The 13,923-nt window shown below is 71.5% G+C and carries 10 protein-coding genes; 8 read left to right on the top strand and 2 right to left on the bottom strand.

Going from position 1 to position 13,923, the window contains the following annotated elements; translation table 11 throughout:
- Positions 1-2 precede the first annotated feature (2 nt).
- From ACFVTR_RS17925 to ACFVTR_RS17895, 7 genes are all read left to right on the top strand, one after another.
- Complete coding sequence (locus ACFVTR_RS17925) at positions 3-1,892, top strand: ABC transporter permease (protein ID WP_387039528.1); 1,890 nt, start codon at positions 3-5, stop codon at positions 1,890-1,892.
- A gap of 232 nt (positions 1,893-2,124) precedes the next feature.
- On the top strand, positions 2,125-3,486 hold the full coding sequence (gabT, locus tag ACFVTR_RS17920) for a 4-aminobutyrate--2-oxoglutarate transaminase (RefSeq protein ID WP_387039526.1): 1,362 nt from the start codon (positions 2,125-2,127) through the stop codon (positions 3,484-3,486).
- Complete coding sequence (locus tag ACFVTR_RS17915) at positions 3,483-4,769, top strand: Glu/Leu/Phe/Val dehydrogenase (protein ID WP_387039524.1); 1,287 nt, start codon at positions 3,483-3,485, stop codon at positions 4,767-4,769. Before gabT ends, ACFVTR_RS17915 begins: the two co-directional genes overlap by 4 nt.
- 115 nt (positions 4,770-4,884) lie before the next feature.
- Entirely contained in the window at positions 4,885-6,354 is a 1,470-nt protein-coding gene (locus ACFVTR_RS17910; protein WP_387039522.1) for an NAD-dependent succinate-semialdehyde dehydrogenase, read from the top strand.
- 101 nt (positions 6,355-6,455) lie between these two features.
- Entirely contained in the window at positions 6,456-7,832 is a 1,377-nt protein-coding gene (locus ACFVTR_RS17905; RefSeq protein WP_376941728.1) for a flavin monoamine oxidase family protein, read from the top strand.
- Between the two features lie 14 nt (positions 7,833-7,846).
- Positions 7,847-8,722 carry a universal stress protein gene (locus tag ACFVTR_RS17900; RefSeq protein WP_387039521.1) on the top strand — a complete coding sequence of 292 codons (876 nt, stop codon included), beginning with the start codon at positions 7,847-7,849 and terminating at the stop codon, positions 8,720-8,722.
- Positions 8,723-8,793: 71 nt separating this feature from the next.
- Positions 8,794-10,314, top strand: coding sequence for an APC family permease (locus ACFVTR_RS17895; protein WP_387039756.1), 1,521 nt, complete (start codon positions 8,794-8,796; stop codon positions 10,312-10,314).
- Positions 10,315-10,405: 91 nt separating this feature from the next.
- Here ACFVTR_RS17895 and ACFVTR_RS17890 read toward each other — a convergent pair whose 3' ends face one another.
- Both ACFVTR_RS17890 and ACFVTR_RS17885 read right to left on the bottom strand, forming a co-directional pair.
- Positions 10,406-12,031 carry an amidohydrolase gene (locus ACFVTR_RS17890; protein ID WP_387039519.1) on the bottom strand — a complete coding sequence of 542 codons (1,626 nt, stop codon included), beginning with the start codon at positions 12,029-12,031 and terminating at the stop codon, positions 10,406-10,408.
- The gene (locus ACFVTR_RS17885) at positions 12,028-13,323 is read right to left on the bottom strand and encodes an MFS transporter (RefSeq protein ID WP_387039517.1); all 1,296 of its coding nucleotides are present in this window, start codon (positions 13,321-13,323) and stop codon (positions 12,028-12,030) included. Before ACFVTR_RS17885 ends, ACFVTR_RS17890 begins: the two co-directional genes overlap by 4 nt.
- A gap of 183 nt (positions 13,324-13,506) precedes the next feature.
- On the opposite strand from ACFVTR_RS17885, the gene ACFVTR_RS17880 reads away from it, so the two are divergent.
- Positions 13,507-13,923: TetR/AcrR family transcriptional regulator (locus ACFVTR_RS17880; protein WP_387039516.1), on the top strand; the 417-nt coding region annotated here is incomplete at its 3' end.

The raw sequence follows: 13,923 nt of genomic DNA, 5'->3' as shown, positions 1-13,923 counted from the left end.
GCATGTCGACGGCAGGACGGACCACGACGGCCGGGCGGACCCGGCCGACCGGAATGAAGATCGCGACGATCGTCGCGGGAGCGGTGATCACCCTCCTCCTCGCGATCCCGCTGGCCGTGCAGGTCATCACGGCGTTCCGTGGTCCGTTCCTGCCGTTCGGCGTGTCGAGCGCGAAGTGGTCGGTCGACAACTTCGTCACCCTCTGGGAGCTGCGCGAGGACTTCTGGTCGGTGCTCGGCTCGACCGCCGTCTTCGTGGGCGGCTCGACGATCATCTCGCTGCTGCTCGCCTTCGGCCTCGCGTGGGTCACGGTGCGCACCGACGTGCCGTTCCGGCGGGTGATCTCGGTGCTCGTCGTGGTGCCGTTCATCATCCCGCCCATCGTCAAGGCGCAGGCGTACCAGCTCATGCTCTCGCCCGAGTCGGGCGTGCTGAACCAGCTGCTGCGGCTGCTGCCCGGCGATCTCGTCATCGACCCGTACTCGTTCGCGACGATGACCGTCGTGCAGTCGCTCACGAACGTGACGTTCCCGTTCCTCATGATCGTGCCGATCCTCACCTCGATGGACGGCTCGCTCGAGGAGTCGGCGCGGGTGTCGGGCGCGTCGTGGGGGCAGACCCTCCGGCGGGTGACCCTGCCGATGCTCTGGCCGGGCCTGCTCGGCGTCGCCGTGCTCACCGGCATCCTCGGGCTCGGCAGCCTCGAGATCCCGCTCCTCTTCGGCCAGGAGGCGGGCAAGAACATCTTCGCCCTGAAGCTCTGGAACCTCATCAGCGCGGGAGCCGGCGAACTGCCGCAGTACGGGCTCGCCGCGGCGTGGGGCTGCGTGTTCCTCGTGATCACGACGATCGCCTTCGTGATCTACCTCCGTGCGACCCGCAGCGCCGAGCGCCGCGCCTCGATCTCGGGCAAGGGGTTCCGGCCGACGACCATGAAGCTCGGCGCCTGGAAGGCGCCGGTACTCGTCGCGATCTTCGTCTTCGTGCTGCTCACCGCCGTCCTGCCGATGTTCGCCCTGCTCTGGTCGGCGATCACCCCGTACCCGATCGCGTTCTCGTTCGAGGCGCTCGCCACGCAGACGCACTTCACCGCCTTCGGCGAGGTGCTCGCCGACGGCGAGTTCTGGGCCTCGCTCGGGCGCACGCTGCTCATCGCGGGTGCCAGCGCGACGATCGCGTGCGTCGCGGCGACGGTGCTCGCCTACGGCATCGCGCGCGGCCGCCGCACCCCGGGGTCGAGGGCCATGGACCTCTTCGCCTCGTCGTCGGTCGCGATCCCGGCGGTCATCGCGGGCTTCGCGATGTTCCTCACCTTCCTCGTGATCAACCCCATGATCCCGCTCGCGGGCACGATCGCGGCGCTCGTGATCGCGTACTCGTACCGGGTGTCGATCGCCTACCGCTCGGGCTACAGCGCGACGCTGCAGATCCGCAAGGAGCTCGAGGAGGCCGCGGTCGTGAGCGGCGCGAGCCCGCTCGAGGGCTTCCGCCGGGTGGTGGTGCCGCTGCTGATGCCCACGGTGTTCGCCGTGTGGATCCAGATGTTCATCCTCGGCACGAACGAGTTCACGCTGCCGGCGTTCCTCGCGACGCCCGAGTCGCGGCCGCTGTCGGTGTACATGTACGCCATGATCAGCCCGCGCTCGGCGCAGCTCTACCAGCCCGACCAGGGTGCGGCGATGGCGCTGATCTTCACGCTGCTGGTGTTCCTGATCGGCTACGGGCTGCAGTGGGCGGTGTCGCTGCGCGCGATCGGCCGGGCGCGACGTCGCTCGGCGATCCCCGGCCTCGGCGCCAGAGCGGCCGCCGCGCCGAACGACCCGCCGGCGCCCGCGACGCGTGCCGTCGCGGCGCAGGAGATCGAGGAGCAGAAGGAGCTCGCCGGCCGCTGACGCCGACTCCGACAGGACGAGCCGGTCGGCACCCCCGTGAGCAGGGGTGCCGACCGGCTCGTCCTGTTCGCGGCGACCGGATGCCGCGGGGTGGCGCGCGACGTGTGCGCCGATATTGTACGCGGCGTCCAAGAAAGGGATGCTTCATGTACACACGGGCGTCGAGGCATCCGTGCTGCCCGACCTACCATCGACGCATCAGCCACCGTCGTCACATTGCATCGGAGCAGCTATGACCCTCGTCGACACCCCGGCCACCACCATCCCCGGCGGCCCCGCACTCGCTCAGGAGCGCCGTCTCGTCACGGCCATCCCCGGCCCCCGCTCGCAGGAGCTCATCGCCCGCAAGGCGCAGGCCGTCGCCGCCGGCGTCGGCCACACCCTGCCCATCTCGGTCGTCGCCGCAGGCGGCGGCGTGGTCGTCGACGCCGACGGCAACTCGCTCATCGACCTCGGCTCGGGCATCGCCGTCACCGGTGTCGGCAACTCGGCCCCGCGCGTCGTCGACGCCGTCGCGGCGCAGCTGAACGCCTTCACCCACACCTGCTTCACCGTCGCCCCCTACGAGGGCTACGTCGCCGTCGCCGAGAAGCTCAACGAGCTCACCCCCGGTGACCACGAGAAGCGCTCGGCGCTGTTCAACTCGGGCGCCGAGGCCGTCGAGAACGCGATCAAGATCGCCCGCCACTACACGAAGAAGCAGGCCGTCGTCGCGTTCGACCACGCCTACCACGGCCGCACGAACCTCACCATGGGGCTCACCGCGAAGAACATCCCGTACAAGAGCGGCTTCGGCCCGTTCGCCCCCGAGGTGTACCGCGCCCCCCTCAGCTACCCGTTCCGCGACGGCGGCCTCGACGGCCGTGAGGCCGCGGCCCGCGCGATCCTCCAGATCGAGAAGCAGGTCGGCGTCGAGAACCTCGCCGCGATCATCATCGAGCCCATCCAGGGCGAGGGCGGCTTCATCGTGCCCGCCACCGGCTTCCTCGCCGCGCTCGTCGAGTGGGCGAACGCGAACGGCGTCGTCTTCATCGCCGACGAGGTGCAGACCGGCTTCGCCCGCACGGGCGCCTGGTTCGCGAGCGAGCACGAGGGCATCGTGCCCGACGTCATCGTCACCGCCAAGGGCATCGCCGGCGGCCTGCCGCTGTCGGCCGTCACCGGTCGCGCCGAGATCATGGACTCCGCGATGGCCGGCGGCCTCGGCGGCACCTACACGGGCTCGCCGCTCGCCTGCGCCGCCGCGCTCGCCACGATCGAGACCTACGAAGAGGACGGCCTCATCGAGCGCGCCAAGGAGATCGGCTCGGTGCTCATCGGCCGCCTCAACGCGCTCCGCACGGCCGACCCGCGCATCGGCGACGTCCGCGGCCGCGGTGCCATGGTCGCGATCGAGCTCGTCGACCCCGCCACCGGCGCCCCCGACGCGGCCCTCACCGGCAAGGTCGCGAAGTACGCGCACGAGCACGGCGTGATCCTGCTCACCTGCGGCACCTACGGCAACGTGGTCCGCTTCCTGCCGCCGCTCACGATCTCCGACGAGCTCCTCATCGAGGGCCTCGGCGTGATCGCGGAGGGTCTCAAGCAGGCATGAGCACCGTGATCGACAACGTCGTCGCCCCGCACGCAGCCCCCATAGCGACCCCGCTCGACGACGCCCGCTCGCAGCTGGCCGAGGCCATCGGCCTGCTCGGCTTCTCCGAGGGCACCCACCAGATGCTCGCGACCCCGCGTCGCGAGCTGACGGTCGCGGTGCCGCTGCGCCGCGACTCGGGCGAGACCGTGCTGTTCACCGGCTACCGCGTGCAGCACAACTTCAGCCGCGGCCCCGCCAAGGGCGGCCTGCGCTACGCGCCGAACGTCGACATCGACGAGGTGCGGGCGCTCGCCATGTGGATGACCTGGAAGTGCGCCCTGCTCGACGTGCCGTACGGCGGCGCGAAGGGCGGCATCGCGATCGACCCCCGCGAGCACTCCAAGGCCGAGCTCGAGCGCGTGACCCGTCGCTACACGAGCGAGATCCTGCCGATCATCGGCCCGGAGCGCGACATCCCTGCGCCCGACATCGGCACCGACGAGCAGACGATGGCCTGGATCATGGACACCTACTCCGTGAACTCCGGCTTCACCGTGCCCGGCATCGTGACCGGCAAGCCCATCGCGCTCGGCGGATCACAGGGGCGCGCGAGCGCGACGTCGCGTGGGGTCACGCACATCGCGCTCGCCGCCCTCCGCCACGCCGGCATCACCCAGTCGCAGGCCACCGCGGCCGTGCAGGGCTTCGGCAAGGTCGGTGCGGATGCCGCGCGGTTCCTCACCGAGGCGGGCGTCACCGTGCAGGCCGTGAGCGACCAGTACGGCGCCGTGTACAACGGCGCCGGCCTCGACATCGAGGCGCTCAGCGCCCACGTCCGCGCGACCGGTGCGGTCGTCGGCTTCGCCGGCGCCGAGGCGCTCGACGGCGCCGCCCTGCTCGAGCTCGAGGTCGACCTGCTCGTGCCGGCCGCCGTCGAGGGCGTGCTGCACGAGGGCAACGCGGCACAGGTGCGGGCCAAGGTCATCGTCGAGGGCGCCAACGGCCCCACGACGCCGGCGGCCGACCGCATCATGCGCGAGCGCGGCATCCTCGTGGTGCCCGACATCCTCGCGAACGCCGGCGGCGTGATCGTCTCCTACTTCGAGTGGGTGCAGGCGAACCAGGCCTACTGGTGGCGCGTCGACGAAGTCGAGGCCAGACTGGAGGAGCGGATGCTCAGCGCGTGGCAGCACGTGCTCGGCTACGCGACCTCGCGGGGCCTGTCGCTCCGCACCGCCGCCACCGCGCTCGCGGTCGAGCGCGTCGCCGAAGCGCACAAGCTGCGCGGCCTCTATCCCTGATCCGACAACTTCCTCCCCGAGTCGCCCGCTCCATGCGGGATCGGGCGACTCGGAGGCATCCGGACCCGCAGCACTCCGCACGAACTGCACGAACCATCGAACGGGAAAGTCACACATGACGAACGCAACGCTTGAAGCCACGGTGCTCGACAAGGTCGAGACCGGCCTCTTCATCGCCGGCGAGTGGGTGCCGGCCGAGGGCGGCAAGACCCTCGCCGTCATCGACCCCGCCACCGGCGACACCATCAAGGAGATCGCCGACGCCTCGGTCGCCGACGGCCTCAAGGCGCTCGACGCGGCCGTCGCCGCGCAGGACGAGTGGGCCGCCACCGCGCCCCGCGTCCGCGGCGAACTGCTGCGCCGCGCTTTCGACCTGCTGCAGGAGCGCAAGGAGGAGTTCGCGCTCCTCATGACCCTCGAGATGGGCAAGCCGCTCGCCGAGGCCCGCGGCGAGGTCGCCTACGGCGGCGAGTTCCTCCGCTGGTTCAGCGAGGAGGCCGTGCGCATCTCGGGCCGCTACGGCCTGAACCCCGAGGGCACCGGCCACATGGTCGTCTCGCAGCGCCCCGTCGGCCCCTCGTTCTTCATCACCCCGTGGAACTTCCCGCTCGCGATGGCGACCCGCAAGATCGCGCCCGCGCTCGCGGCCGGCTGCACCGTCGTCATCAAGCCCCCGGCACTCACGCCGCTCACGACGATCGCGTTCGTGCAGCTGCTCGAAGAGGTGGGCCTGCCCAAGGGCGTCGTGAACGTCATCGCGACCTCGACCTCCTCGGCCGTCTCGGGCCCGATCATCGAGGACCCGCGCCTCCGCAAGCTCAGCTTCACCGGCTCGACCGGCGTCGGCCGCGCCCTCATGAAGCAGGCCGCCACCGGCATCCTGCGCACCTCGATGGAGCTCGGCGGCAACGCCCCGTTCGTCGTGTTCGGCGACGCCGACCTCGACAAGGCGGTCGACGGCGCGATGCTCGCGAAGTTCCGCAACATCGGCCAGGCGTGCACCGCGGCCAACCGCTTCATCGTGCACGAGTCGGTCGCCGCCGAGTTCTCGAAGCGCGTCGCCGAGCGCGTCGCCGGCTTCTCGGTCGGCCGCGGCACCGAGGACGGCGTCAACATCGGCCCGCTGATCGACGACAAGGCGGTCGCGACGACCGACGAGCTCGTGCAGGACGCGGTCGGCAAGGGCGCGAAGATCCTCACCGGCGGCACCGTCATCAGCGGCGCGGGCACGTTCTACGCGCCCACCGTGCTCGGCGACGTCTCGGCCGACGCCCGCCTCCTCAAGGAGGAGATCTTCGGCCCGGTGCTCGGCATCACCACCTTCTCGACGGAGGACGAGGCCGTGCGCCTCGCCAACGACACCGAGTACGGCCTCGTCTCCTACGTCTTCACGCAGGACCTCGCGCGCGGCCAGCGCATGATCGAGAAGCTCGCCACGGGCATGATGGGCCTCAACACCGGCCTCGTCTCGAACGCGGCGGCCCCCTTCGGCGGCATCAAGCAGTCGGGCATCGGCCGCGAGGGCGGCGCGGAGGGCATCCACGAGTACCTCGACACCAAGTACACGCTCATCCCGGTGAGCTGAACGATGCGAGCGGATGCCACCGGCTGAGCCCGTGGCATCCGCTCGCCTCTTTTCGGGCGCGAGCCCAACGAACTGCAATCGAAAGCGAAGCGAAGTAGACCATGGAACGCATCGAGACCGACGTCGTGATCGTCGGCGCGGGGGCCGCAGGCCTCACCGCCGCCAACAAGCTGAAGGACGCCGGCGAATCGGTCGTCGTGCTCGAGGCCCGCGACCGCGTCGGCGGGCGCCTCTGGACCGGCGACGTCGACGGCGCCATGCTCGAGATCGGCGGCCAGTGGGTCTCGCCCGACCAGGACGCCCTGATCGAGACGCTCGCCGAGCTCGGCCTCGAGACCTACACGCGCTACCGCGAGGGCAAGAACGTCTACATCGCCGAGGACGGCGAGCGGCGCCTCTTCGAGGGCGAGATCTTCCCGGTCCCGGCGAAGACCGAGGGCGAGATCGTCGGCCTCATCGAGAAGCTCGACGCCCTCGTCGCCGAGATCGACCCCGACGCCCCCTGGGCGCACCCGCGCGCGAAGGAGCTCGACGAGATCTCGTTCGCCGAGTGGCTCGGCACGCAGACCGACGACGAAGAGGCCAAGCTCAACATCGGCATGTTCATCGCCGGCGCGATGCTCACGAAGCCGACCCACGCGTTCAGCGCCCTGCAGGCCCTGCTCATGGCCGCCTCGGCCGGTTCGTTCTCGAACCTCGTCGACGCCGACTTCATCCTCGACGCGCGCGTCGTCGGCGGCCTCCAGCAGGTGCCGCTCGGCCTCGCCGCGAAGCTCGGCGACGCGGTGCGCCTGAACCAGCCGGTGCGCAAGCTCCGCTGGAACCCCGACAACCTCGACGAGGGCGTCGTCGCCGTCACCGACTCGATCGAGGTGCACGCGAAGCGCGTCGTCCTCGCCGTGCCGCCGATCCTCTACAGCCGCATCTCGTACGAGCCGCCGCTGCCCCGCCGCCAGCACCAGCTCCACCAGCACCTCTCGATGGGCTTCGTCATCAAGGTGCACGCCGTCTACGAGACGCCGTTCTGGCGCGAGCAGGGCCTGTCGGGCACCGCGTTCAGCCCCTACGAGCTCTCGCACGAGGCGTACGACAACACGAACCACGGCGACACCCGCGGCACCCTCGTCGGCTTCGTCTCCGACGAGGAGGCCGACGGCGTCTTCACGCTCTCCGCCGAGGAGCGGAAGGCTGCGATCCTCGAGTCGCTCTCGCACTACTACGGCCCCGAGGCGCTCAACCCCGTCGTCTACTACGAGAGCGACTGGGGCAGCGAGGAGTGGACCCGCGGCGCGTACGCGGCGAGCTTCGACATGGGCGGCCTCGCCCGCTACGGCGCCGACCTGCGCAAGAACGTCGGCCCGATCCACTTCGCCTGCTCCGACATGGCGGGCAAGGGCTACCAGCACGTCGACGGCGCGATCCGCATGGGCCGCCTCGTCGCCGAGCAGATTCTCAACGAGCAGAGTCTCGCGAGCTGAGCGGAGTCTCCAGCATGTCCGAACCGATCCGCATCGTCGTCGGCTACACGGCCGACGACTCGGGTGCCGACGCGCTCGCGTTCGGCGCCCGGCTCGCCGGGGCGACCGAGGCCTTCCTCGAGGTCGTCATGATCCTGCCGATCGAGGCCCGCGGCGGCGTCGTGCCCCGCGACCCCGGCTACGAACGGCACGTCAAGGAGCGCTCGCAGCGCTGGCTCACCGAGGCGAGCGCGAAGATCGGCGACGACATCGCCCAGTCGCTGCACATCCGCTACGCGGAGTCGTTCGCCGAGGGCCTCGTCGAGGCCGCGCACGAGTTCGGCGCGTCGCTCATCGTGGTCGGCTCGGCCCGCGGCGCCTCGCTCGGGCGTTCGCGCATCGGTTCGGTCGCGAGCGCGCTGCTGCACGCCTCGGATGTCCCGGTCGCACTCGCCCCCGCGGGCTCGCGCGAGGTGCCGACGTCGCTCGGCGTCACCCGCATCACCGCGGCGATCGGCCTGCGCGCCGGGGCGAGCGCCGTGCTCGAGGCATCCGTGCGCCTCGGCCGTGCGACCCACGCGCCGCTGCGCCTCCTCTCGCTCGTTCCGATCGACCTGCCCTCCGGCATGGACGAGGAGCTCGCCGACCTCACGTCGACCGCCCACGCCGACGAGGTGCTCGTCGAGGCGCAGCGGGCGCTGCCCGCGGGCGTCGAGGCGACCGTCTCCACCGCGACCGGCTCCTCGATCGAGGAGTCGGTGCGCGGGCTCGACTGGCACGCGGGCGAGATCGTGCTCGTCGGCTCGAGCAGGCTCGCGACCCCGAGCCGCCTCTTCCTCGGGTCCACCGGCTCGAAGATGCTCCGCGAGCTGCCGGTCCCGATGATCGTCGTGCCGCGACCCGAGAACTGAAAGACATTGCGATGACGCATCCCCACGAACACCACACCGAGCCGCACGCGCCGCTCACCACGGCGAGCGCCATGGTCGACGGCGCCGACCCGGGCCTCTCGAAAAAGGGCCTGTCGGCCGGATCGGTCGGCCTGATCGGCGCGATCGTCATCGGCATCTCGTGCATCGCGCCCGCGTACACGCTGACGGGCGCGCTCGGGCCGACCGTCGCCGAGGTCGGCACGCAGCTGCCCGCGATCTTCCTGCTCGGGTTCATCCCGATGCTGCTCGTCGCCTTCGGCTACCGCGAGCTCAACAGCGCGATGCCCGACTCGGGCACCTCGTTCACCTGGGCGACCCGGGCCTTCGGCCCGTGGCTCGGCTGGATGGGCGGCTGGGGGCTCATCGCGGCGACCGTCGTCGTGCTCTCGAACCTCGCGGGCATCGCGGTCGAGTTCTTCTACCTCGCGGTCTCGCAGGTGGTCGGGTTCTTCGGCGGGGATGCCGCGGCGGTCGCCGACCTCGTCGGCAACCCGTTCGTGAACGTCGCCACGTGCCTCGTCTTCATCCTCGGGGCGACGCTCATCTCGTACCGCGACATGCAGACGACGCAGAAGGTGCAGTACTGGCTCGTCGGGTTCCAGCTGCTCGTCATGATCGGCTTCGGCGTCGCGGCGTTCATCCACGTCGCGAACGGCACCGCGTTCGACGCGACGCCGGTCGAGCTCAGCTGGTTCAACCCCTTCGAGATCGGCTCGTTCTCGGCCGTCGTCGCGGGCCTCTCGGTCTCGCTGTTCGTGTTCTGGGGTTGGGACGTCACGCTCACGATGAACGAGGAGACGAAGGGCTCGCGCACCACGCCGGGCAAGGCGGCGACCCTCACCGTCACGATCGTCGTCGCGATCTACCTCTTCGTCGCCATGGGTTCGCTCGCCTTCGCGGGCGTGGGCACCGAGGGCGTCGGCCTCGGCAACGAGGCGATCCAGGAGAACGCGTTCTTCTACCTCGCGGGCCCCATCCTCGGCCCGCTCGCGATCCTCATGTCGCTCGCGGTGCTGTCGAGCTCGGCGGCGTCGCTGCAGTCGACCTTCGTGTCGCCCGCGCGCACGCTGCTCGCGATGGGCCACTACGGCGCCCTGCCCGAGAAGTTCGCGCGCGTGAGCCCGCGCTTCTTCACGCCCGGCTACGCGACCGTCGTCGCGGCGATCGTCGCGGCCGTGTTCTACACGGTCATGCGCTTCGTCAGCGAGGACGTGCTGTGGGACACGATCACGACGCTCGGCATGATGATCTGCTTCTACTACGGCATCACGGCGTTCGCGTGCGTCTGGTACTTCCGCAAGACCTGGTTCCGCTCGGGCCGCGACTTCTTCTTCCGCCTGTTCGCGCCGTTCCTCGGCGGGCTCATCCTGTCGGTGCTGTTCTTCACGACGCTCATCGACAGCATGGACCCCGAGTACGGTTCGGGCTCGAACATCGGCGGCGTCGGACTCGTGTTCGTGCTCGGCATGGTGATCCTGCTCACGGGTGTCGTCATCATGTTCTGGCAGCGCTGGAAGCGCCCGGCCTACTTCCGCGGCGAGACGCTCTCGCGCGCGGTCGCGGAGGAGTGACGCCCGCGTCCCCTCCGTACGTATGACGAGGCCGCCCCCTGCGACACCAGGGGGCGGCCTCGTTCGTGTTCGGTCGGGCGGGTGCGCGCGCCTACGCCTCGTAGGCGGTGCGGCCGGCGACGACGGTGCGGATGACCCGGGCCTGGAGCAGCGCCGCGTCGCCCTCGGCGAACGGGTCGGCGTCGAGCACGGCGAAGTCGGCGGCGAGCCCCTCGGCGAGGCGCCCCCGCACGTGCTCCTCGCGGATCGACGCGGCCGCGTCGCGGGTCGCGTGCCCGACGGCCTCGCCGAGCGGCAGCGCGTACTGCGGCGTCAGCGCCTCGAGCGAGGGGTCGAGCGCCGAGCGCCGGGTCGCGGCGATGTAGAGGTTCGCGAGCGCCTCGTGCGGGGCGGTCGGCGCGTCGGTCGAGAACGCGAGCAGCGCCCCGGCGTCGCGGTACTCGCTCCAGGCGAAGCCGCGGTCGGCACGGGCGTCGCCGAGCTGCGCGATCCAGTTGTCCATGACGGCGGGGTCGCAGTGCACGGGCTGCATCGAGGCGGTGACGCCGAGCCGGGCCATGCGTTCGGCGGTGCTGGGGGCGGCGTACTCGAGGTGCTCGATGCGGTGGCGCCGGGGTCGGTCGCCGTTCACCTGCGCGGCGTGCTCGAGGGCGTCGAGCGCCGACTCGCTCGCGAGGTCGCCGATCGCGTGCAGGGCGATCTGCAGCCCTGCGGCATCGGCGGCGGCGACGACCGGGGCCATCTGCGCGTACGGCCAGATCGGGTCCTCGTTCGAGCCGTCGGCGTAGGGCTCCTTCATCGCGGCGGTGCACGCGTCGATCACCCCGTCGGTGATGAGCTTGATCCCGACGACGCGCACCGGGGCGTCCGTCCGCTGCGCGAGCTCGGCCGCGCGCGCGACCTGCGCGAGGTTCTGCGCGTCGTCGCCGGTGTTGTCGATGAGCCAGTACGCGACGAGGTGGAAGGGCAGCTCGCCGCCGCGCCGTGCGACGACGCGTTCGATCGAGGCGAGCTCGTGCTCGCCGAACGCCATGTCGGCGGCGCCGGTGACGCCGGCCGCGAGGTAGGCGTCGAGGGCGCGTTCGACGGCGGCGTCGCGGTCGGTGTCGGTCGCCTGCTCGGCGAGGAACCGCCACACGAAGTACTGCGTCGCCGTCTCGTAGAGCATGCCGTCGGGCTCGCCGTCGGCGTCGCGCCCGATGCGCCCGCCGATCGGGTCGGGGGTGTCGCGGGTGATGCCGAGCTCGGCGAGTGCGGCCGTGTTCACCCAGGTCGAGTGCAGGTCGTTCGCGTCGAGGTAGACGGGCACGTCGGCGACGACCTCGTCGATCATCTGCCGGGTGGGCGCGCCGCCCGGCACCGAGTCGAACAGCCAGGAGACGCCGAGGAGGCGCGCCGCCTCGGGGTCGGCGTCGCGGCCCCCGCGGAGGCGCGCCTGGATCTCGCCGAGGTCGCGGGCGTCGCGCAGCTGCACTCGGCCGAGCGCGTCGCCGAGCATGTGCAGGTGCGTGTGCACGTCGAGGAAGCCGGGCATCACGAGCCGCCCGCCGAGGTCGAGCACCTCGGCGTCGGCCCCGGCGGCACGGGCGGCCGACTCGGCGTCGCCGACGTAGGCGAGCGTCTCGCCGTCGACGACGAGCGCCTCCGCCCATTCGGCGCCGTCGCCGGGCCGGTTCGCGGTGAAGATGCGGGCGTTCGTGACGAGCGTGCGGCTCATGCGGTGACCTCCTGGGTGGGGGCGGATGCCTCGGGCCGCGCGCCGGCCGACGGGTCGGCCTCGGCGCGCTGCAGGCGGGTGGACAGTCGGGCGACGAGGACCGCCGGCACGGCGAGCACGAAGCTCGCGATGCCGAGGGCGACGGCGAAGCCCTGGTAGCCGAGCACCCCGACGAGCGCCGCCCCGATGACCGGGGTGAGGCTCGAGCCGACGAGGTAGACGGCGAGCAGCGGGCCCGACCAGCGGCCGTCGGCGTCGAGCGCGGCCGAGGTCGAGACGAAGTACATGAAGGCGAGCGCGTAGACCGTGTTCCACGCGATGAAGACGACGATGAAGCTCGTCTCGTCGGTCGTGAAGCCCTCCACGATCTTCAGGATGCCACCGAGTGCGAGCAGGATGCCGAGTGGCAGGGCGCGTCCGAATCGGTCGCCGACGATCATGAGCAGCACCGAGCCGACGAGCCCGCCGGCGGTCGCGCCGCTGAGGGCGAGGCCGAGGCCCGCGTCGGTGAGGCCGGCCTGCTCGGCGCCCATCGCGCCGGCCATCGCCCAGAGGGAGTCCTCGCTCGCGGCCCAGAGCGCGAACGTCACGAGCAGCGCGAACCCGGCGATGGTGACGAGGCGGGTCGTGGCGGGGCTGCGCTCGGGCAGGGCGCGCACGGCGCCGGTCGGCGGGATCTCGACGGGGACGGCCTCGGCGACCGCGGCGCCGGCCCGCGGCGCGTGCACGGGTGCGGCGGGCAGCCAGCCGCTCACGGCGATCCCGATGAGGCTGAAGAGGGCGAGCGCGCCGAACACGTCGATCGGGGCGAGGCCGATGAGCGGGATGACGAAGAGCACGATCGTGATGACGCCGCGGTTCGCGAGGCCGTTGAAGCCCGCGACCCGGTCGGGGTTGCGGAAGGCGGCGAGCGCGGCGCCCGCGGCGGCGACCGCGCCGCCCGCGCCGGCGCCGCCGAGGAGCAGGCCGCCGACGACGACGCCCGGCTCGGGCACGAGTGCGGCGGCGCCGAAGCCGACGACGCCGAGGGCGAGCCCGGCACGGGCGACGAGCAGACGGCGGGGCCCGGCGCAGAGCGGCGCCATCGCGAGTCCGACGATCGCGGTGGCGAGGAGGGCGCCGGTCACGATCCAGCTCGCGGTGATGAGGTCGGCGTCGAGCGCAGTCTGGAGGGCCGTGATCATGTACGGCGAGAGGTTGACGCCGAGGTAGCCGGCGATGGCGATCGCGAAGGTCGCGGTCGCGGTGGGCAGGCGCAGGGGGACGCGTGCGCTGAGGTCGGAGTGCGACATCGGGGCTCCGGTGGGGGATCGGGGCACTGCGGTGTGCCGGGGATGACGCGGCGGGGCGCCGCGTTAAACGAATGGTGTTCGTTTATTATGCATGGAGATGCCGGATCGCGGAACCCCGCACCGGGGCATCCGCGTAGGCTGACCTGATTGCTCGAACCCGAGCGCCCGACCCGAGGAGTGCGCATGGCGAGGCCGAAGGTGCCGCTGCTGTCGGCCGACCGCATCGCCGACGCCGCGATCGAGCTCATCGACTCGGGCGCTCCCTTCGGGGTCAACGCGCTCGCACGCAGCCTCGATGTCACGCCCTCGTCGCTCTACAACCACATCGAGGGCCGCGACGGCATCATCGAGCTCGTGCGCGGACGGCTCGGCCGTCGCTACCTCCCCGAGCTGCCGACCGGCACGTGGGACGAGATCGTCGTCGAGACCATGCAGGGCATGCGCCGCCTCTACGCCGAGCATCCTGCGATCGTGCCGCTGCTCGTCGGCAAGACCATCACCGATGACGCCGTCATCGAGAGTTACGACGTGCTCGCCACGGCGCTCGTCGACGGCGGGTTCCCCGACGACGAGGTGCTCTCGGTGGTCGCCGTGCTCGAT

Source organism: Agromyces sp. NPDC058126, from assembly GCF_042884595.1.
Lineage (GTDB): Bacteria > Actinomycetota > Actinomycetes > Actinomycetales > Microbacteriaceae > Agromyces.
This window is presented reverse-complemented; position numbering and strand designations above follow the sequence as displayed.